The following is a 19,025-nucleotide window of genomic DNA, read 5'->3' on the forward strand; positions in this document are numbered from 1 at the left end:
GTGTTGGTGTCGTCGCTCATGGTCCTTCCCTCCGTTGGGTTTCTGCCTGTCCGTCATGGCATATTGCACCGCAGGATGCCAGGGGCGGCTTACGGGAGGGTGGCGGGAGCGTGACGGGAGCGTGAAATGTGGCGGGAGGCTAGTGGTTCGGCTGCGGGGCCGGGGCGGCCTGGGCCTTCCTGTCGCGGCGGCGGGCGGTCCACAGGCGCAGGCGCTCCAGGTACAGGTAGACCACGGGCGTGGTGTAGAGCGTCATGGCCTGGCTGAAGGCCAGGCCGCCGATGATGGCGATGCCGAGCGGGCGGCGCAGCTCGCTGCCCACGCCGGAGCCCAGGGCCAGGGGCACCGCGCCCAGAAGCGCGGCCATGGTGGTCATCATGATGGGCCGGAAGCGCAGCAGGCAGGCGCGGGTGATGGCGGCCTCGGGGGAGAGGCCCTCGCGGCGCTCGGCCTCGATGGCGAAGTCCACCATCATGATGCCGTTCTTCTTCACGATGCCGATCAAGAGGATGATGCCGATGATGGCGATGACCGAGAGGTCCGTGCCGGTGACGATGAGGGCGAACACCGCGCCCACGCCCGCGCTTGGCAGGGTGGAGAGGATGGTCACCGGGTGCACGAGGCTTTCGTACAGCATGCCGAGCACGATGTAGACCGAGATGAGCGCCGCCAGGATGAGCAGGGGCTGGTTGGCCAGCGCGGCCTGGAAGGCCTGGGCCGTGCCTTGGAAGCTGCCCCGGATGCTGCCCGGCAGGCCCAGTTCTCGGGAGGTCTCCTCGATGGCCTTCACCGCGTCGCCCAGGGCGGTGCCCGGCGCGAGGTTGAAGGAGATGGTCACCGAGGGGAACTGGCTCTGGTGGTTCACGGCCAGCGCCGTGGTGGTCTGCTTGTGCCGGGTGAAGACATCAAGCGGCACCTGGCCTCCGCCGGTGACGGGCACGAAGATGGAGCGCAGGCCCTCGGGTCCGAGCAGGAGCTTGGGCTCGGCCTCCATGACCACGTGGTACTGGTTCAGCGGGGCGTAGGTGATGGACACCTGCCGCTGGCCGAAGGCGTCGTAAAGGATGTTGTCGATGAGCTGGGGATTGACGCCCAGGCGCGCGGCCGTGCGCCGGTCGATGGTCAGCTGCGACATGAGGCCCTTGTCCAGCTGGTCGCTGTTCACGTCCACCACCTGCGGCAGGCCGCGCATCTTGGCCAGCAGGCGCGGGGCCCACAGGTTCAGGTCGCCCACGGTGTCCGCCTGGAGGGTGAACTGGTACAGGGCGCTCGAGCCGCGCCCGCCCACGCGCAGGTCCTGCACCAGCTGCAGGTAGGTGGGCGCGCCGGGAATGCCGGAGAGCTTCTTGCGCAGGCGCATCATGACCTGCTCGGCGTTGATGCCGCGCTTCTCGAAGGGAATGAGCGTCACGAAGAGCCGGGCGGAGTTGGGCGAGGAGCTGGCTCCGCCGGTGCCGCCGATGAAGCCGGTGACGTGCTGCACGTCCTTGTCCTGCTTGATGATGGCGATGACCTGCTGGAGCTTCTCCTCCATCACCGCGAAGCTGACGTCCTGGGCGGCCTGGATGTTGCCGGAAAGCCGCCCGGTGTCCTGCTGGGGGAAGAAGCCCTTGGGCACCATGGAGTAGAGCACGAAATTGAGCGCCAGCATGCCCACGGCCGCGGCCAGGGTGACGCGCTTGTGCTTGAGGGCCACGCGCAGGCTGCGTTCGTAGAGCCCGTACATGGTCTTGAAGGCACCCTCGGTGGCGCGGGCGAAGCGGCCCGTGCGCTCCTGTCCGGGCGGGCGCAGCAGGTAGGCGCACATCATGGGCGTGGTGGTGAGGGAAAGCAGCATGGACACGAAGATGGCGGCAGAGAGCGTCACCGCGAACTCGCGGAACAGGCGTCCCACCATGCCGCCCATGAGCAGGATGGGCAGAAACACCGCCACCAGCGAAATGCTCATGGAGACCACGGTGAAGGAGATCTCCCGCGCGCCCTGGAAGGCGGCCTGCCGGGGCTGCATGCCCGCCTCCACGTGGCGGGTGATGTTCTCGAGCACCACGATGGCGTCGTCCACCACGAAGCCCGTGGCGATGGTCAGCGCCATGAGCGAAAGATTGTCCAGGGAGTAGCCGAACAGGTACATGATGGCGAAGGTGCCCACGAGGGAGACCACCGTGGCCACGCCGGGAATGATGGTGGCCCGGAAGGTGCGCAGAAACACGAACACCACCAGGATGACCAGGCCGCAGGACATGAGCATGCTCATCTCCACATCGTGCAGCGAGCCACGGATGGGGGGGCTTCTGTCCACCACGGGCTTCAGGGTCATGCCGCCGGGCAGGGCGCTCTCCAGCCGGGGCATCAGCGCGCGCACGTTGTCCACGGTCTCGATGATGTTCGCCCCGGGCTGGCGGAAGATGACCAGCAGCACCGAGGGCTTGCCGTCCACGAACCCGGCCGCGCGCGTGTCCTCCACGCTTTCCGTCACCTGGGCCACGTCGCTCAGGCGCACCGCCGCGCCGGAGCGGTAGGCCAGCACGATGGGCTCGTAGGACCCGGCCACGGGCTTCAGCTGGTCGTTGGCCTGCACCTCCCAGGCGGAGTCTCCCTGAGACACCTGGCCCTTGGGCCGGTTCAGGTTGGTCCTGGCCAGCACGCCGCGCACGTCCTCCAGGCTCAGGCCATACTGGGCCACGGCCGCGGGGTTCAGCTCCACGCGCACGGCGGGCAAACTGCCGCCGCCCACGAACACCTGGCCCACGCCGCCCACCTGCGACACCTTCTGCTGCAGCACGGTGGCCGCGGTGTCGTACAGCTGGGCGCGGGTGTGGGTTTCGCTGGTCAGCGCCAATATGAGGATGGGCGCGTCGGCCGGGTTGATCTTGCGGTAGGTGGGGTTCGACGGCATGTTCGAGGGCAGGAAGCCCCGCGCGGCGTTGATGGCCGCCTGCACGTCGCGCGCGGCGCCGTTGATGTCGCGGTCCAGGTCGAACTGGAGCGTGATGCTGGTGCTGCCCCGGTAGCTGGTGCTGGTCATTTCCGTAACGCCCGCGATGCGCCCGAACTGGCGCTCCAGCGGGGCGGCCACGGAGGTGGCCATGGTTTCCGGGTCGGCCCCGGGCAGGGAGGCGGAAACGCTGATGGTGGGGAAGTCCACCTGCGGCAGGGGCGAAACCGGCAAGAAGCGGTAGGCGATGATCCCGGCCAGCGCGATGGCCAGGGTCAGAAGCGTGGTGGCCACAGGCCGCCGGATGAACGGATCGGAGAGGCTCATGGCTTGTCCGCGTTGTCCTGCGCAGTGTTTTTGGCGGTTTCGGCCTCCTCATGCGGGTGCACGGAGGCCCCGGCCGCGCCGCGCCCCAGCACCCGCCGGGCCAGCCGGTCGAAGGCCAGATAAATGACCGGCGTGGTGTACAGGGTGAGCACCTGACTGATGACCAGGCCGCCGATGATGGACACGCCCAGCGGGCGGCGCAGCTCGCTGCCCACGCCGGTGCCCAGGGCCATGGGCAGCGCGCCCAGAAGCGCGGCCATGGTGGTCATCATGATGGGCCGGAAGCGCAGCAGGCTGGCCTGATAGATGGCCTCGCGCGGGCTCATGCCCATCTCGCGCTCCGCCTCCAGGGCGAAGTCCACCATCATGATGCCGTTCTTCTTCACGATGCCGATGAGCAGAATGATGCCGATGACCGCGATGACCGTGAGCTCCATGCGGCAGGCCATGAGGGCCAGCACCGCGCCCACGCCGGCGCTGGGCAGGGTGGAGAGGATGGTCACCGGGTGGATGTAGCTTTCGTACATGACGCCGAGCACGATGTAGACCGTGACCAGCGCCGCCAGGATGAGCAGGGGCTGGTTGGCCAGCGAGGCCATGAAGGCCTGGGCCGTGCCCTGGAAGCCGCCCTGGGTGCTCTGGGGCAGCTTGGCCTCGGCCTGGGCCGCGTGCACTGCGGTCACCGCCTGCCCCAGGGCCACGCCCGGAGCCAGGTTGAACGAGGCCGTCACCGAGGGGAACTGCCCCTGGCGCGAGATGACCAGCGGGCCGATGGTCTCGCGCACGCTGGCGATGGCCGTCAACGGCACGCTCTTGCCGTCCGTGCCGCGCAGGTAGATGGAGTCGAGCGCTGCCGGGCCCTGGAGCATGGATTCCGGCGCGGAGAGCACCACGCGGTACTGGTTCAGCTCGGTGAAGATGGTGGACACCTGGCGCTGGCCAAAGGCGTTGTACAAGGCGTTGTCCACGTCCTGCGGGCTTATGCCCAGACGCGAGGCCGTGGGCCGGTCGATGTCCACCTGCACGCGCAGGCCCCGGTCCAGCTGGTCGCTTGAGACGTCGGCCAGCTCCGGCCGGGCGCGCAGGGCGTCCAGGAAGCGCGGCGCGACCACCGAAAGGGTGGCCGGGTTGGGGTCGTCCAGGGTGAACTGGTACTGGGTGCGGCTCATGCGCGCGTCAACGGTCAGGTCCTGGGCGGGCTGCATGAACAGCGTGATGCCGAAGACCCCCTCCAGCTTGGGCGACAGGCGGCGGATGACCTCGGTGGCCGTCTCGCTGCGCTGCGACAGGGGCTTGAGCGCGATCTGGATGCGCCCGCTGTTCAGCGAGGCGTTGGTGCCGTCGATGCCGATGAAGGACGAGAGGCCGTCCACAGCCGGGTCGCGCAGGATCTCGCGCGCCAGTTCCTGCTGGCGCTCGCTCATGGCCGGGAAGGAGACGCTCTGCGGCGCCTCGGAAACGCCCAGGATGAGCCCGGTGTCCTGCACGGGGAAAAAGCCCTTGGGGATGACGGCGTAGAGCACCACGGTGAGCACCAGGGTGCCCACGGCCACCATGAGGGTGGCGGTCTGGTGCTCCAGCACGTAGGCCAGGGTGGTGCCGTAGCCCTTCACCATGCGGTCGAACTGACGCTGCATCCAGGCGGCCGGGCCGGTCTTGGGCAGGCTTTCCGGCGGGATGTGCTTCAGGAGGCGCGCGCACATCATCGGGGTAAGGGTCAGCGAGACCACGGCGGAAATGAGGATGGTGACGCCGAGCGTGATGGCGAACTCGCGGAAGAGCCGGCCCACCACATCGCCCATGAAGAGCAGGGGGATGAGCACCGCGATGAGCGACACCGTGAGCGAGAGGATGGTGAAGCCGATCTGCTTCGAGCCCTTGAGCGCGGCGGTGAAGGGGTCTTCGCCTTCCTCCACGTAGCGCGAGACGTTCTCGATCATGACGATGGCGTCGTCCACCACGAAGCCGGTGGAGATGGTCAGGGCCATGAGCGAGAGGTTGTTCAGGCTGAAGCCCGCCAGATACATGACGCCGAAGGTGCCCACCAGGGACACGGGCACGGCCACGCTGGGAATGGTTGTGGCGGGCAGGTTGCGCAGGAACAGATAGATGACGAGCACCACAAGGCCCACGGCCAGCATCAGCTCGTGCTGCACGTCGTTCACGCTGGCGCGGATGGTGGTGGTGCGGTCGGACAGGATGCTGACCTTGACGCTGGCCGGCAGCGAGGCGGACAGCTGCGGCATCAGCTTCTTGATGCGGTCCACCACCTCGATGACGTTTGCGCCGGGCTGGCGCTGGATGTTCAGGATGATGGCCGGGTCCGTGTTCATCCACGCGGCCTGGCGCACGTCTTCGGGCCCGTCCACCACCTCGGCCACGTCGGTCAAAAGCACGGGCGCGTCGTTCTTCCAGGCCACCACCAGCTGGCGGTAGTCCGCGCTGGTGAAGAGCTGGTCGTTGGCGCCGATGATGGCCGCCTGCCTGGGGCCGTCGAAGCCGCCCTTGGCCTGGTCCACGTTGGCGGCGGAAATGGCCGTGCGCAGGTCCTCCATGGTCATGCCCACGGCGGCCAGGGCGCGCGGGTTGGCGTGCACGCGCACGGCCGGGCGCTGCCCGCCGCTGATGCTCACCAGGCCCACGCCGGGCAGCTGGGAGATCTTCTGGGCCAGGCGCGTGTCGGCCATGTCCTGCACCTTGTACAGGGGCAGGTCCTTGGAGGTGAGGGCCAGGGTCAGGATGGGCGCGTCGGCCGGGTTGACCTTGCTGTACACCGGCGGGTTGGGCAGGTCCTTGGGCAGAAAGTTGAAGGCCGCGTTGATGGCCGCCTGCACCTGCTGTTCGGCCACGTCCAGGCTCACCTCAAGGGTGAACTGGAGGGTGATGATGGAGCTTCCGGCCGAGCTTGTGCTGGTCATCTGCGTCAGGCCGGGCATTTGGCCGAACTGGCGCTCCAGGGGCGCGGTGACGGAGGTCGCCATGACGTCCGGGCTGGCGCCGGGATAGAAGGTGCGCACCTGGATGGTGGGGTAGTCCACCTGGGGCAGCGCGGCCACGGGCAGCTGCTTGTAGGCGATCATGCCCGCCAGCACCACGGCCACCATCAAGAGGGCGGTGGCCACCGGGCGGCGGATGAAGGGCTCGCAGATGTTCATGGCTTGGCGCTGGCTGCGGCGTCGCTGGTTACGCTGGTGGTCGCGCTGGTTGTGGCTGTTGTCGTGGCGCCGGTCGTGGCGCTGGTCTGGCTGTTGGTTTGGCCGGGGGCCTCGGGCTTGTAGACCAGTGTGCGGTCCGGCTTGGGCCGCGCGGTCTTCTCCGGCTGCGGCTTTTCCCCGGCGCTCTGGCCGACGCTCTGAGCAGTTGGCTGGCCGGTGAGGGCCTTGACCGCCTCCGGCTTGGCGATGCCCCCGGAGCCCTGCCTGGGCGCGTCAGGCTTGCCCGCAGAAGCCTTCGGGGCTTCGTGCCTGGCTTCATTCTTGGCTTCCGGCTTGGCATTGGGCTTGGCTTCGGGCTTGCTCTCGGCCTTGGAAGGCGCGGGCGGAGCAGGGCTCTGCATGGTGGCGTTGGTGGCCGCGCTGGTCGTGGCGGCCGTCTCGGCCGGGCTAATCGCGTTCGGTGAGGTCGCGTTCTGCGAGGTGGCGTTCTGGGCGGCTGCGGCGGCGTCCGCTGGCTTGGCCCCGCGTTCCTTGACCTCAACGGCCGCGCCGTCGCGCAGGCGGTCCGCGCCGTCCACCACCACCTTCTCGCCGGGGGTGAGGCCGGAAAGCACGGCGCTCATGCCGTTTGCGGCCTCGCCCACGCTCACCTGGCGCAGGGCCACGGTGCCCTCGGCCGAAAGAACATACACGTACGCGCCCTGCTGGCCGCGCTGCACGGCCGAGGCCGGGATGACCACGGCGTCCTTCATGACCTCAAGCAGCAGCTTGGCGTTGACGAACTGGTTGGGGTAGAGTTCCGGGCCGGTGTTGGCGAATACGGCCTTCAGGCGCACGGTGCCCGTGGTGGTGTCGATCTGGTTGTCCAGGCTGGCCAGCTCGCCCTGGGCCAGCTTCTTCACCTGCTCGCGGTCGTAGGCGTCCACGCGCAGCTTCTCGCCTGCGCGCAGCTTGGCCAGCACGCGGGGCAGCTGGTCCTCCGGCAGGGTGAAGGACACGTTGATGGGCGAAATCTGGTTGAGCACCAAGAGGCCGGCGGTATCGCTGGCGCGCACCATGTTGCCGGGGTCCACCAGGCGCATGCCCACCTGGCCGGAGGTGGGCGCGGTGATGCGGCAGTAAGTGATTTGCAGGCGGGCGTTGTCGGCCGTGGCCTTGTCCGTGGCCACCGCGCCCTCGTACTGATGCACCAGCGACTGCTGGGTGTCGTATTGCTGACGCGCGATGGCGCCCTGGGCGATGAGGTCGTTGTAGCGCCGGAGGTCCAGGCGGGCGTTTTCCAGAAGCGCCATGTCGCGCTTGAGCTGCCCCTCGGCCTGGGCCAGCTGCACCTGGAAGGGGCGCGGGTCGATGACCAGCAGGAGGTCTCCGGCCTTGACCTGCTGCCCCTCGCGGAAGAGCACCTGCATCAGCTGGCCGTCCACGCGGCTCTTGATGGTGACGGAATTGAGCGGGCTCACCGTGCCCAGGCCGGTGAGGAAAACCTCCACGTCCTGGGTCTTGGCCTCGGCCACGGCCACGGGCAGCTTGCGCGCCTGGTTGGGCGCGGCCGCCTTGGCTCCGGGGCCGTAGGTCTTGTACCAGTAGGCTCCGCCGCCCAGGGCCAGGCACAGGGCCAAAGCCAGGCTGAAGACGCGTTTGGAACGGCCGGGCGCGGCCGGCGCGGGCAGGGAGGTCTCATTCTTCGGCGCTTCGGGCTGGTGCGCCTGGGTCGCCTGGTTCGGGGCGGCTTCGTTCATGTGTATCGCCTGCTGGCGCTTGCGCCCGGGATAGTTGGCCGGGCGGGCGCGGATGTTGTTGTGCCGGAACGGTCTTGTGTCTCTGCTTAACGGCGTTTTGCCGATTTTCTTTACGTGCGCCTATTTCATCAGTACTGATCTATGCAATATGCGTACCCAGCTGTTTTTGCGTTCCTTTCCTTCGCCAGGGCCGTGCCGGACGCGGGGCGCCCGGCAAAGGGCGGAGCCAGGAGCGCAGGGCCAGCCAGGGAAAATGCCGCAACGCGTGCCCAGGCGTGCCGTCAATTAGTTAACTTGGAAAACCAATACACCGGGAGTTCGCACTTTCTCAAGTGCAAATACCACGGAAAAATTTGCACAAACTGCACAAATGCACGATGCTGCGGACGCATATTTTGCCCTGCTATTCTGCTAATCGCAGCTGCGCCAGTCCTGGACTTCCCCTGCGGGAAGTTTCGGCGTAAGGTGGGTTCAGCCGTCATTATTATTTTGGAAAACACTTGTATAAAAGCAAGCATTATTGGAGTTCCTGTGCCTGAAAAAGCCCGGCTGTGCGCCGAACGACTGCTGGCCATCGTGCCCACGCTCATGCAGGCCCTGCGGGTGGAAATGCGCGCCGGACGCTCTGCGGACCTCACCGTGCCGCAGTTCCGCATCCTGGTGTTCTTTCAGATCCACCCTGGCGCGCCGCTTACCCAGGCGGCGGAACATCTGGGCCTGAGCCTGCCCGCCGCCTCCAAGCTGGCCGAGGGCATGGTGGCGCGGGGGCTGCTGGCGCGCGAGACCTGCGCAAGCGACCGCCGCCGCATCGCCATCGCCCTTACAGACGACGGCCTGCGGCACCTTGTGGCCGCGCGCGCGGCCGCCGTGTCCGTGTTCACGGGCAAGCTGTCCGATCTGTCCGCCATGGAGCTTGACGTGCTCTTCGCCGTGTTGGGTTCGCTGCAGACCCTGTTCGGCATCACGCAGGCCGAAGAACCGGACGGCGCGGGCTATGCGGCCGGGGTGCCGCGCCTGCCCTTGGCCTGAAGAAGAACTGGCGCTCGCGGCGGCGTGGCCGTCGTGGAAAAGGCCTGCGGAGGATATTCGCGGGCCTTTTGCTTTTGCGCAGGGACAAATGCCGGGATAAGGCCTGTTCTGTTCGCCGCCTGGACAGCGGTTGCACCGGCGCAGCGCGCACTGGCGCAGAGGTGGACGCTGTTTTTTCGTTGCTTTGCGCTGCGGCCGTTCTTGCGCCGCATCCGGGAGCGCCACTGCTTCAATGCCGCCAGCGCACCCTGCGTATCCTGCGTGCGGGTCACGGCGGCATGACATTGCGTGACAGCCGGCGTCCATTGACACCCCCGCTCGCGTGTGGCTACAACCGCATACACTGGGGCCCGGCCGCAGGCCGCCCGGAGCAACGATCCCCCCCGAAGGAGCCTCCATGCCCAAGGCCGTTTTCGTCACCGATTTCGACGGCACCATGACCGCCAACGACTTCTATAAACTTGCGGCGGAGCGCCTGCTGCCCCCGGACGCCCTGACCCCCTGGGACGGCTACCGCGCCGGGCGGCTGACGCACTTCCAGGCCCTGCGCGACATCTTCGCACGCTTGCGCGCGCCGGAATCGGCCCTGCTGGAGCTGGTGGCCGCCATGGACCCGGACCCGCTGCTGGCACGGTCCGTTGCGCGGCTGCGCGCGGCGGGCTGGGTGGTGGCCGTGGCCTCGGCCGGGTGCGGCTGGTACATCAGCCGCGTGCTGGAGGGCCTGGGCCTCGCCGGGCAGGTGGAGGTGCACACCAATCCCGGCAGCTACGAGCCGGAAACGGGCCTGCGCATGGAGGCCCCGCTGGACTCGCCCTTCTATTGCGCGGAAACCGGCGTGGACAAGGCGGCCCTGGTGCGCTTCCATCTGGCGCGGGGCGCGCGGGTGGCCTTTGCCGGTGACGGCTTCGCCGATCTGCCTGCGGCACTGGAGACTCCGGCGGAGCGGCGTTTCGCCCGCGCGGATCTGGCCCAGGCCCTGCGCGGGCGCGGCCAGGATTTCCGCCCCTTTGAACGCTGGTCCCAGGTGGCCGAGGCCCTGCTGGCCGACCCCCTGCCCCTGTAGAGTGAAGGAGCCCCCCATGAACCGAGCCCGACAGATTTCCGTACCCGGACTGGTGCGCATCAAGCCCGGAGCCCTGGGCCGCCTGGGCCTGTACCTGCGGCGCGGCGGCCATGCCCGCGTGCTGGTGCTGGCCGGGCAGGGCCTGCCCGAGTCCGTCATCGCCACGGCCAAGGCCGGCCTTGCGGCAGAGGGCGTGGAGGCCGCGGGCTGGGTCGAAGTGGCGGACAATAGTTTCGAAATCGCCACCGCCGCCTTTGCCGAACTGCCGCACAAGCTCACGGCCATTGTGGGCCTGGGCGGGGGCAAGGCCCTGGACATGGCGAAGTACCTGGCCTTTCTGGCGCGGCTGCCCTATTTCGCCGTGCCCACCTCGCTCTCCAACGACGGCTTCTGCAGCCCCCAGGCCAGCCTGACCATCGGCGGCAAGCGGCGTTCCCTGGCCGCGGCGCTGCCCCAGGGCATCGTGGTGGATGTGGACGTGTGCCTTGCCGCGCCGCGCCTGCTGTGGCTTTCCGGCGTGGGCGACCTGGTGTCCAAGCTCTCGGCGGTGTTCGACTGGAAGCTGGCCTTCCACCGGCGCGGCGAGCTGGTGGACGACCTTGCGGCGCTGCTTTCCGACGCCACGGTGCACCAGTTCCTGGCCCGGCCGGGCTTTGACGCCCAAGGCATGGCCATGCTGGGCACCGCGCTGATGCTGAACGGCATCGCCATGGAGATTTGCGGCTCCTCGCGCCCGGCCAGCGGGAGCGAGCATCTGGTATCCCACGCGCTGGACGCGCATTCCGCCCGGCCGCGCCTGCACGGCCTGCAGGTGGGCGTGGCCACCTACCTCATGTGCCGCCTGCAAAACCAGCAGGCCGAGACCGTGGACGCGCTGTTCCGTGCCACCGGCTTTTGGGACGCGGTGCGCGCCGACCCCTTCAGCCGTTCCGAGTGGCTGGAGGCCCTGCGCCTGGCGCCGGGCATCAAGGAGGACTTCTTCACCATCCTCTCCGACCGCGACTGCCTGCCAGAGGCCGAGCGCCTGCTGAACCAGGACGCGCGCCTGGCCGGGTGCTTCGTGTAGCGGCGGCACCAGGCCTCACTCCACGCCGTAGCGCTGGAGCTTGGCGTGCAGCGTCTTGCGCGTGATGCCGAGCCTGCGCGCCGTCTCGCTCTTGTTGCCCCCTGCCTGTTCCAGGGCCTCCAGGATGGCCAGCCGCTCCACCTCGTCCAGGGTCAGGCCCTGGAGCCGCGCCCCGGCCTGGGACTGTTCCTCGCCGCCCATGGTCATGGCCGCGGGCAGGTCGCGGACGCCGATATACTCTCCCGCCAGCAGCACCACGGCCCGTTCCACGCTGTTCTCCAGTTCGCGCACGTTGCCCGGCCAGGGATGCTTGAGCAGCCGGTCCATGGCCTCCGGGGTGAAGCCCTTGACCTGCTTGCCGTTCTTTGCCGCGAATTTCTTGAGGAAGTGCATGGCCAGAAGGGGAATGCCCTCCACGCGTTCGCGCAGGGGCGGCAGCGAAAGGGTCACCACGTTCAGCCGGTAGTACAGGTCCTGGCGGAAGCGCCCCAGTTCCACCTCGTGCAGCAGGTCGCGGTTGGTGGCCGCCAGGATGCGCACGTCCACCTTGATGGGGTGGTCGCCGCCCACGCGCTGGATCTCCCGCTCCTGGATGGCGCGCAGCAGCTTCACCTGCATGGACAGGGACATCTCGCCGATCTCGTCCAGGAAGATGGTGCCCGTGTCCGCGGCCTGGAAGCGCCCGTCGCGCCGCCGCTCGGCCCCGGTGAAGGCTCCTTTCTCATGTCCGAAGAGTTCGCTCTCCAGCAGGGTTTCGGTGAGGGCGGCGCAGTTCACCGCCACGTAAGGTCCCTTCCTGCGCGGGCTATTGGCGTGCAGTGCGCGCGCGATGAGCTCCTTGCCCGTGCCCGACTCTCCCGTGATGAGCACTGTGGCCTCGGAAGGGGCGATGGTGGAGAGCATGTCCAGGAGCTGGCGCATGGGCTTGCTCGCGCCGATGATGCCCCCGGCGTCGAAGGAGGAGGCCAGGGTCTCGCGCAGGGCCCGGTTTTCGTCGCGCAGGGAGGTGTGGTCCAGTGCGCGCTCCAGCGTCAGCCGCAGGTCGTCGAAGTCCAGCGGCTTGGTCAGATAGTCGTACGCTCCGGCCTTGATGGCTTCCACCGCGGACTCCACGTTCGAATACGCGGTCATGATGAGCACCGGGATGGCCGGGTTGTAGGCCTTGATCTCGCGCAGGGCTTCGATGCCGGAAATGCCCGCCATGCGCACGTCCATGAGGATGAGGCCGAAGGGGCGCTCCCGGCACAGGGCCACGGCGGCGGCGCCGTCTTCCGCGCCTTCCACGCGGTAGCCCCAGTCCGCCAGCAGGGTCAGCAGCATGTTCCTGTGCCCGTGGTCGTCGTCCACCACCAGCAGCGTTGTCCGTCCGCGCTTCGGCATCAGGCCTCCTCTCCGTTGCGTTCGGCCAGGGGCAGCAGCATGGTGAACGCGGTGCCCGCGCCGGGCTGGCTTTCCACCTTGATCTCCCCACCGTGGCCTTCCACCACGCGGTGCACGATGGCCAGGCCCAGCCCCGTGCCCGTGGGCCGGGTGGTGAAGTAGGGATTGAAGATGCTGGCCAGCACCTCCGGGGACATGCCCGTTCCCGTGTCCGCCACGCGCAGGGCCAGTCGGGCGGGGTCGCCCTCCACGCGGGCGGAGACCGTGAGCGCGCCGCCCTTGTCCATGGCCTGGATGGCGTTGAGGAACAGGTTCAGCAGGGCCTGGGTCAGACGCTCTGCGTCCAGGGGGATGGGCGGCAGGGAGACGCCCGGCTCGAAGCGCACGTCCACGCCCCTGGCCGCCGCGTCCGAGCCGCACAGGCGCAGGGCCTGGTTGATGACCATGTTGACGTCTCCGGGCTTCAGCACCGGCTGGCCAGGGCGGGCGAACTCCAGCAGCTCGGAAACCACCCGGTTCAGGCGGTCCACTTCCTGGATCATGATCTTGGCGGCCTCCTTGCCGGCTTCCTTTTCAGGGCCTTCGCCCTGGACCTTGGCCGCCAGGAAGGTGGCGAAGCCCTTGATGGAGCTCAAGGGGTTGCGGATTTCGTGGGCGATGCCCGCGGCCAGGTTGCCCAGGGCCGAGAGCCGCTCGCTTCTGCGCACCTGCTCCTGCAGGCGCTTTATTTCCCGCAGGTCGCGCAGGATGAACAGGTTGCCCAGGAACAGGCCTTCCTCGTTGACGATGCGCGAGGCGCTGAGGCTTACGGGCGCGCGCGCGCCGCTTGCGTCGGCCAGTTCCGCCTCGCGTTCCAGCACGGGCCGTCCTTGGGCGAGTTCCGCGGCATAGGCCGCCCAGGGCAGGCCTCCGGCGGTTTCCAGCGGCTTGCCGGAAAGCTGGCCGGCGCCCAGCAGGGCCGAGGCCGTCTCGTTGGCCAGGGCCACGCGGCCTTCGGGGTCCGTGGTCAAGAGGCCCAGGGGCAGGCTGGTGATCACCTCGGAGGCCAGGGCCCGCGCATCCTGCAACAGGCGGCGCGTGCGGCGGTGGCTCTGCGCCCAGAACAGCGACACGAACCCGCCGAAACCCAGCAGCCCGGCCAGCAGGGCCGTGACCACGGTGTTGCGGAAGTCCTCGTCCAGCGCGGCTTCGAAGGGGCGCACATCCAGGCCCACGTAAACGATTTGTTCGCCAGCCCTGGTTGCGGCCGGAGCTGGCGCGCCCGTTCGCCCCATGCCCATGCCCATGCCCATACCCATGCCGCCGCGCCGGCCCGTTCCTGGGGCCTGGCCATCACAACCATCCTGTGAGCCCCGGTGCCACATCTCGTGGCCCAGGCCCGGCAGGGGAGCGAAAACCTTATAGACCTCGAAGACCTTGCCCGTGCCAGGATCGTCGATGAGCCTCCACATGGGGCTCTTCGCAGCGTCCGGCTCCGTGCCCTCGCCTTCGGCCACGCGGCGCAGGCCAACTTTTTCCGGGTCGCTGTGGGCCAGCACAATGCCGCTGCGGTCCGTCACCATCATGAAGACGACGTCCGGCTGCTTGGCGGTTTCCTGCAGCAGCGTCTGCAGGTTTCCTCCCCCGCCCATGCCCATCCAGGCGCGGCTTCCGGCCTCCAATGCCCAGATGAGCGACTCGGCCCTGGCCATGAGGCTTTGGGACATGTGCTGCTTTTCGCGCTGGGCGTTGCGCACGGCCAGCACGGCGATGACCAGGCCCAGGATGAGGGCCAGTCCCACCAGCAGCCAGGGCGAGAAGCGGAGGAAACTGTGGCGGCTTTGGGCCGTCGGCGCGGTGGATGACATGGTGGCTCCTTTGCAGTGGCTGGTCCGGGCGAAGTGTAACCAATCTCCCCAATCCGTCCAGTGCGCCTGGATACTTTTTATACACAATGGCTGCACAAGATTTTCGGTCCGGCAATTAACTCATGCAAATATCATTTAATATAAACATGTTGTGTTGTCTGTTCTGGGCGGCACGGCTCTTGCCTTACAGGATTTGTCCGGATGCGAGCCGGACCGGCGAAGCGCGGACGGCTGCGAGACGCCGCAATACGGAACCACCGCAACCAGGAGGCCAGCCATGTGGGGATGCTCGTCCGCTTCGTTCAGCTCTTGGGGCATGGGCCAGGGCATGGGATGGCACGGCGGCATCGGCATGCTGCCCGGCCTGCTTGTCCTGGCCCTGCTGGCTTTGCTCGTATGGCGGGCAGTGCGGGCCTTCGGAGCCAAGAACACCGAGGGGCACGCCGCGGACCGCAGGGACTCCCTGGAGATTTTGAAGTCACGTCTGGCCAGGGGAGAGATAACCCTTGCCGAGTTCGACACCCTCAAGCGGGTGCTGTGACCGGCCCAACCAGGCCTTCCACGGCCGAAACCGATCAGGAGGACAACACCATGAAGACCAGCACCACACGCGGAACCTTCCTTGCCGCCGTTGCCCTGAGCGCGGCCCTGCTGCTGGGCCAGGCCCAGCCCTCCCAGGCGCAGACAATCGCCGCTCCCCAGGCCCAGGCGGTCACCATCGCCACGTCCACAGCCTGGCACGGCGGCGGCCACGGCCCCATGAACGGCGGCTGCGGCTGGTAATGCGGATTCCTTCAACACCACGCACATAAGGAGACGAACATGAAGACGAGCACGAAGATCCTGACCCTTTCCCTGGCCCTGGCGGCCGTCCTCGGTCTGGCCGGTCTGGCCAGCGCCCAGAACCACATGATGGGCGGCGCGGGCATGATGAATGGCGGCAACGGCATGATGTACGGCCACGGCATGGCCATGCCCGCCAACCTCCCCCCCGAGAAGCAGGCCGCGGTGCAGAAGCTGTACAACGACTTCAACGCCGCCACCGGCCCCGTGCGCCAGCAGCTCTACGCCAAGCAGGCGGAGCTGAACGCGCTGTACTACGGCGGAACTCCCGACACCAAGAAGTACCAGGCTCTTTCCCGCGAGGTCGCCGATCTGAACGCCAAGCTGTACGAGGCCCAGGCCAACCTGCGCGGCCAGCTGGCCAAGGAGGGCGTTCCCGCCTCGGCCATGGGCATGGGCGGCCACCACATGGGCGGCGCAGGAATGGGCGCGGGCTGCATCTAGCCTTCCGTCCACACTTCCCCTTGTCTCGGGGCGGGCCGCGCGCGGTCCGCCCCTTTTCCGGGGGTCGCCCGGCCGCTGTCACAGGCGAGCCGGAGCTCCGCGCCCGTTACCCGCATTTCTGGAGGTGCCATGTACACAATCGCCCATTGGTCCCTGATCCTCGCCCTGCTGCTTTCCACCGCCGGGGCCGGCTTCGCCTGCGTCCAGGCCTGGTCCGGCCAGGACAGGAGCGCGCCCTGGCTGGAGCGGGCGCATCTCGTTTCCGTCCTGCTCATGGTCCTGGCCTCGTCCATGCTGCTGCAGGCCCTGGTGGGCCACGACTTTTCCCTGGCCTACGTGGCGAAGTTCACGGACCGCTCCCTGCCTCTGGTCTATACCGTGGCCGCCTTCTGGGCCGGGCAGGAGGGCTCGCTGCTGTTCTGGGCGCTGTGCATGGGCCTGGCCGTGGCGGCCTTCCTCTACTCCCGGACCTACCAGGAACTCGCCCCGGGCACGCGGCAGCACTTCTGGCTGTTCTATCTGCCGGTGCAGGCCTTTTTTCTGCTGCTCATCACGGGCATGAGCAATCCCTTTGCGCAGTCGGCCGCCGTTCCGCCGGACGGCCAGGGCCTGAACCCGCTTTTGCGCAACATCGGCATGGCCCTGCACCCGCCGTTGCTTTTCGCGGGCTATGCCCTGTTCACCATTCCGGCCTGCCTGGCCTTGGCCTCCGCGTTTTCCGGGGAGCGCAAGCCCTGGGTGGAAGCGGCGCGCAACTGGCTCCTGCCCGGCTGGTCGCTGCTCACGGCGGGCATTCTGCTCGGCGGCTGGTGGGCCTACATGGAGCTGGGCTGGGGCGGCTACTGGGCCTGGGACCCGGTGGAGAACGCCTCGCTCATCCCCTGGTTCGCCGCCACGGCTCTTGTGCACACGGCGCTGCTTGAGCGCCGTTTCGGCGTGCTGCCGCGCACCAATGTGTTTCTGGCCTGCCTGACGCTTCTTCTCTGCATCTTTGCCACCTACCTGGTGCGCAGCGGCGTGGTGGAAAGCCTGCACGCCTTCGGTTCCGGCACGGTGGGCCGTCCGCTTCTCCTGTCCCTGGTCTTCGGCCTGGCGCTGTCCCTGGCGGTCATAACGGCCATGCCGCGCGGGAGCACCCCGGCTCTGGCCGAGCTGGGCAGCAGGCAGGGGGCCATGGCGCTCTCGGTCTGGCTGCTGGTGGCGCTGGGGGCCGTGGTGTTGCTGGGCACCGTCTGGCCGGTCATCAGCCAGTTGTGGGAGTCCAAGCCCGTGGGCCTGACCAAGGGCTTCTACAACTCCGTGTGCCTGCCGCTGTTCACGCTGCTGGCCCTGCTGCTGGCCGTGACGCCCTGGTTCGGCTGGCGCGGCGGAGTGGAGCGGCCCAGGCTGGCCGTCATTCCCGTCTTGGTGTGGCTGGCGGCTGTGGGCGCGGGCCTGTGGCTTGGCGTGCGGCCCCTGCTGGCCGCCGCCGGTGTGGGCGCTGCGGCGGCCGTTGGGGCCACGGTGCTGATCCAGGCGTGCCTTGCGCCAAAGCTGCTGCGCACGCGGGGCTTCTGGGCCAGCCACGGCAGCCATCTGGCCTTCGCCTGCATCGTCATGGGCGTGGCCGTGTCCGGCCCGTTTCAGAAGACCCTTGAAGTGCCGCTTTCGCCGGGCGAGACGGTCTCCTTCGAAGGCTACGAGTTCCGCTTCGACAGCGTCCGGGAAATCACCACCCCGGAAATGACGGCCAAGGAGGCCGTGGTGGAGGTGACCAGGGACGGCAAACACCTGGGCGAGCTGACTCCCCAGCAGCGCCTTTACCGCAACTACGACCACCCGAACAGCGAGGTCTCCATCCTCTTCAGCCTGGGCAACGAACTCTACGCCACCATCCACGACCTGGACGGCGACCGTGTCGAGCCGCTGAAGATCAGCATCAACCCCATGGTGAACTGGGTCTGGATCGGCAGTCTGGCCATCTGTCTGCTGCCGCTGCTGGCGCTGCGCCGCCGCGCCGAGAACTCCCACGCCGTGAAAAACGAGGACGAACACGATGACCGCGATTAAGGACGACTCCCTGCGCAAGATGATCATCGCCCTGCTGGCCTTTGGCGTGCTGGCGATCTTTCTCACGGCCTTCATCAACGGCGCGGGCGCGCCTCCGGCCAAGGAACGCGGCGCCGCCGCGCGGCAGGACGCCGAGATGAGCGACGCAGTGGCCCCGCTCATGGCCAGGCTCCAGGACGACCCCAACGACAAGGAGGCCGTGAGCGGCCTGGCGCACATCTTCACCAAGTCGGAGAACTGGGAGAAGGCCGCGCCCTTCTGGAGCAAGCTGGTGGCGGCGGAGCCGGAGAACATCGGCTCGCGCTACCACTACGGTTTCGCGCTTTCGCAGCTCAACCGCTTCCCGGAGGCCGTGGAGCAGTACGAGGCCATCCTCAAGGCCGATCCGAAGGACTCCGCCGCCCATTACTACCTGGGCATGATCAACAAGTACGGCCTCAAGAAGCAGGACGTCGCGAAGAAGCACTTCCAGCAGGCGCTGGGCGGCAACCCGGATGACCGCGAGCTGGCGGCGGAAATCAAGAAGGAGCTTGCTTCCATGAAACAGTGAGGAGCAGGCATGAGCCGCATCCATATCCTCGTGCCGGTTCTGCTGCTGGCCCTCGTCTCCCTCCTGCCCGGCGCCGTCTCCGCCGGGCAGGGCTTGGGGATCAACTACGCCGCCGCCGCCAACGGGGAGAGCAACCCGTGCCCCCCGTTGGCAGGCGACGAAAGCCTGGGCGGACTCGTCCCGGACGAAGCCGCAACGCCCTGCCGGGACTGCGCCCAAGTGAGCTCCAGCTTCGGCACGCGCCGTGATCCCATCACGCGGGGGCGGCGCTTCCACAAGGGCGTGGACATAACGCGCCCCGCGGGCACCGAGGTGTACGCCTGGCTGGGCGGCGTGGTGCTGAATGCGGGCCGCAGGGGCCGTTACGGCCTCACCGTGGACATTCTGCACGGCAGCGGCGTGGTCAGCCGCTACGCCCACCTCAAGCGGGCCGCCGTGGCGGCAGGGCAGGACGTGGAGCCGGGCCAGGTCATCGGGCTGGTGGGACGCACGGGGCGCACCACGGGCGCGAATCTGCACTTCGAAATCGTGCAGGACGGCACGCGCCGCGATCCCAGCCGGCTCGGCATCGACTTTTCCCGGCTGGTGGGCCCCGTGC

The 19,025-nt window shown here is 68.1% G+C and carries 14 protein-coding genes; 9 read left to right on the forward strand and 5 right to left on the reverse strand.

What is annotated here, in order from left to right:
• Positions 1–139: 139 nt before the first annotated feature.
• Genes VN419_RS14090 through VN419_RS14100 form a run of 3 tightly spaced genes read right to left on the reverse strand, consistent with a single transcriptional unit; the run spans position 140 to position 8,156 of the window.
• Positions 140–3,262 carry a multidrug efflux RND transporter permease subunit gene (locus VN419_RS14090; protein WP_325647853.1) on the reverse strand — a complete coding sequence of 1,041 codons (3,123 nt, stop codon included), beginning with the start codon at positions 3,260–3,262 and terminating at the stop codon, positions 140–142.
• Positions 3,259–6,417 carry a multidrug efflux RND transporter permease subunit gene (locus tag VN419_RS14095; protein ID WP_325647854.1) on the reverse strand — a complete coding sequence of 1,053 codons (3,159 nt, stop codon included), beginning with the start codon at positions 6,415–6,417 and terminating at the stop codon, positions 3,259–3,261. The genes VN419_RS14090 and VN419_RS14095 overlap by 4 nt, the downstream gene beginning before the upstream one ends.
• Entirely contained in the window at positions 6,414–8,156 is a 1,743-nt protein-coding gene (locus VN419_RS14100; protein ID WP_325647855.1) for an MdtA/MuxA family multidrug efflux RND transporter periplasmic adaptor subunit, read from the reverse strand. The genes VN419_RS14095 and VN419_RS14100 overlap by 4 nt, the downstream gene beginning before the upstream one ends.
• 531 nt (positions 8,157–8,687) lie before the next feature.
• Between VN419_RS14100 and VN419_RS14105 the strand changes: the two genes are divergently transcribed.
• The 3 genes from VN419_RS14105 (at position 8,688) to VN419_RS14115 (ending at position 11,314) form a co-directional block, all read left to right on the forward strand.
• On the forward strand, positions 8,688–9,185 hold the full coding sequence (locus tag VN419_RS14105) for a MarR family winged helix-turn-helix transcriptional regulator (protein WP_325647856.1): 498 nt from the start codon (positions 8,688–8,690) through the stop codon (positions 9,183–9,185).
• A 397-nt stretch (positions 9,186–9,582) separates the two neighbouring features.
• Positions 9,583–10,248, forward strand: coding sequence for a haloacid dehalogenase-like hydrolase (locus VN419_RS14110; RefSeq protein WP_325647857.1), 666 nt, complete (start codon positions 9,583–9,585; stop codon positions 10,246–10,248).
• A gap of 16 nt (positions 10,249–10,264) precedes the next feature.
• Positions 10,265–11,314 carry an iron-containing alcohol dehydrogenase family protein gene (locus tag VN419_RS14115; RefSeq protein ID WP_325647858.1) on the forward strand — a complete coding sequence of 350 codons (1,050 nt, stop codon included), beginning with the start codon at positions 10,265–10,267 and terminating at the stop codon, positions 11,312–11,314.
• A 15-nt stretch (positions 11,315–11,329) separates the two neighbouring features.
• Here VN419_RS14115 and VN419_RS14120 read toward each other — a convergent pair whose 3' ends face one another.
• Both VN419_RS14120 and VN419_RS14125 read right to left on the reverse strand, forming a co-directional pair.
• Positions 11,330–12,694: a sigma-54 dependent transcriptional regulator gene (locus VN419_RS14120; RefSeq protein ID WP_325647859.1), complete on the reverse strand. Its 1,365-nt coding sequence runs from the start codon at positions 12,692–12,694 to the stop codon at positions 11,330–11,332.
• Positions 12,694–14,541 carry an ATP-binding protein gene (locus VN419_RS14125; RefSeq protein ID WP_325647860.1) on the reverse strand — a complete coding sequence of 616 codons (1,848 nt, stop codon included), beginning with the start codon at positions 14,539–14,541 and terminating at the stop codon, positions 12,694–12,696. Before VN419_RS14125 ends, VN419_RS14120 begins: the two co-directional genes overlap by 1 nt.
• 277 nt (positions 14,542–14,818) lie before the next feature.
• On the opposite strand from VN419_RS14125, the gene VN419_RS14130 reads away from it, so the two are divergent.
• The 6 genes from VN419_RS14130 to VN419_RS14155 all read left to right on the forward strand — a co-directional run.
• Positions 14,819–15,082 (forward strand): SHOCT domain-containing protein, encoded by a 264-nt coding sequence (locus VN419_RS14130; protein WP_325647861.1) that lies wholly within the window; start codon positions 14,819–14,821, stop codon positions 15,080–15,082.
• A 50-nt stretch (positions 15,083–15,132) separates the two neighbouring features.
• Positions 15,133–15,324: a hypothetical protein gene (locus VN419_RS14135; RefSeq protein ID WP_325647862.1), complete on the forward strand. Its 192-nt coding sequence runs from the start codon at positions 15,133–15,135 to the stop codon at positions 15,322–15,324.
• 39 nt (positions 15,325–15,363) lie between these two features.
• Positions 15,364–15,828, forward strand: a complete 465-nt coding sequence (locus VN419_RS14140) for a periplasmic heavy metal sensor (protein ID WP_325647863.1) — start codon at positions 15,364–15,366, stop codon at positions 15,826–15,828.
• 129 nt (positions 15,829–15,957) lie between these two features.
• Complete coding sequence (locus tag VN419_RS14145; protein WP_325647864.1) at positions 15,958–17,877, forward strand: heme lyase CcmF/NrfE family subunit; 1,920 nt, start codon at positions 15,958–15,960, stop codon at positions 17,875–17,877.
• Positions 17,864–18,427, forward strand: coding sequence for a tetratricopeptide repeat protein (locus VN419_RS14150; RefSeq protein WP_325647865.1), 564 nt, complete (start codon positions 17,864–17,866; stop codon positions 18,425–18,427). Before VN419_RS14145 ends, VN419_RS14150 begins: the two co-directional genes overlap by 14 nt.
• A 9-nt stretch (positions 18,428–18,436) precedes the next feature.
• Positions 18,437–19,025 (forward strand): M23 family metallopeptidase (locus VN419_RS14155; protein WP_325647866.1); only part of this gene is annotated, 589 nt, incomplete at its 3' end.

The organism is Humidesulfovibrio sp. (assembly GCF_035560995.1).
Classification (GTDB): domain Bacteria; phylum Desulfobacterota; class Desulfovibrionia; order Desulfovibrionales; family Desulfovibrionaceae; genus Humidesulfovibrio.

Bases quoted from the DNA above. Each gene is read 5' to 3' on its own strand.
- VN419_RS14150 (WP_325647865.1), top strand. From the start codon at position 17,864: ATGACCGCGATTAAGGACGACTCCCTGCGCAAGATGATCATCGCCCTG.
- VN419_RS14120 (WP_325647859.1), bottom strand. From the start codon at position 12,694: ATGCCGAAGCGCGGACGGACAACGCTGCTGGTGGTGGACGACGACCAC.
- VN419_RS14110 (WP_325647857.1), top strand. From the start codon at position 9,583: ATGCCCAAGGCCGTTTTCGTCACCGATTTCGACGGCACCATGACCGCC.
- VN419_RS14115 (WP_325647858.1), top strand. From the start codon at position 10,265: ATGAACCGAGCCCGACAGATTTCCGTACCCGGACTGGTGCGCATCAAG.
- VN419_RS14140 (WP_325647863.1), top strand. From the start codon at position 15,364: ATGAAGACGAGCACGAAGATCCTGACCCTTTCCCTGGCCCTGGCGGCC.
- VN419_RS14090 (WP_325647853.1), bottom strand. From the start codon at position 3,262: ATGAGCCTCTCCGATCCGTTCATCCGGCGGCCTGTGGCCACCACGCTT.
- VN419_RS14095 (WP_325647854.1), bottom strand. From the start codon at position 6,417: ATGAACATCTGCGAGCCCTTCATCCGCCGCCCGGTGGCCACCGCCCTC.
- VN419_RS14100 (WP_325647855.1), bottom strand. From the start codon at position 8,156: ATGAACGAAGCCGCCCCGAACCAGGCGACCCAGGCGCACCAGCCCGAA.
- VN419_RS14125 (WP_325647860.1), bottom strand. From the start codon at position 14,541: ATGTCATCCACCGCGCCGACGGCCCAAAGCCGCCACAGTTTCCTCCGC.
- VN419_RS14130 (WP_325647861.1), top strand. From the start codon at position 14,819: ATGTGGGGATGCTCGTCCGCTTCGTTCAGCTCTTGGGGCATGGGCCAG.
- VN419_RS14145 (WP_325647864.1), top strand. From the start codon at position 15,958: ATGTACACAATCGCCCATTGGTCCCTGATCCTCGCCCTGCTGCTTTCC.
- VN419_RS14135 (WP_325647862.1), top strand. From the start codon at position 15,133: ATGAAGACCAGCACCACACGCGGAACCTTCCTTGCCGCCGTTGCCCTG.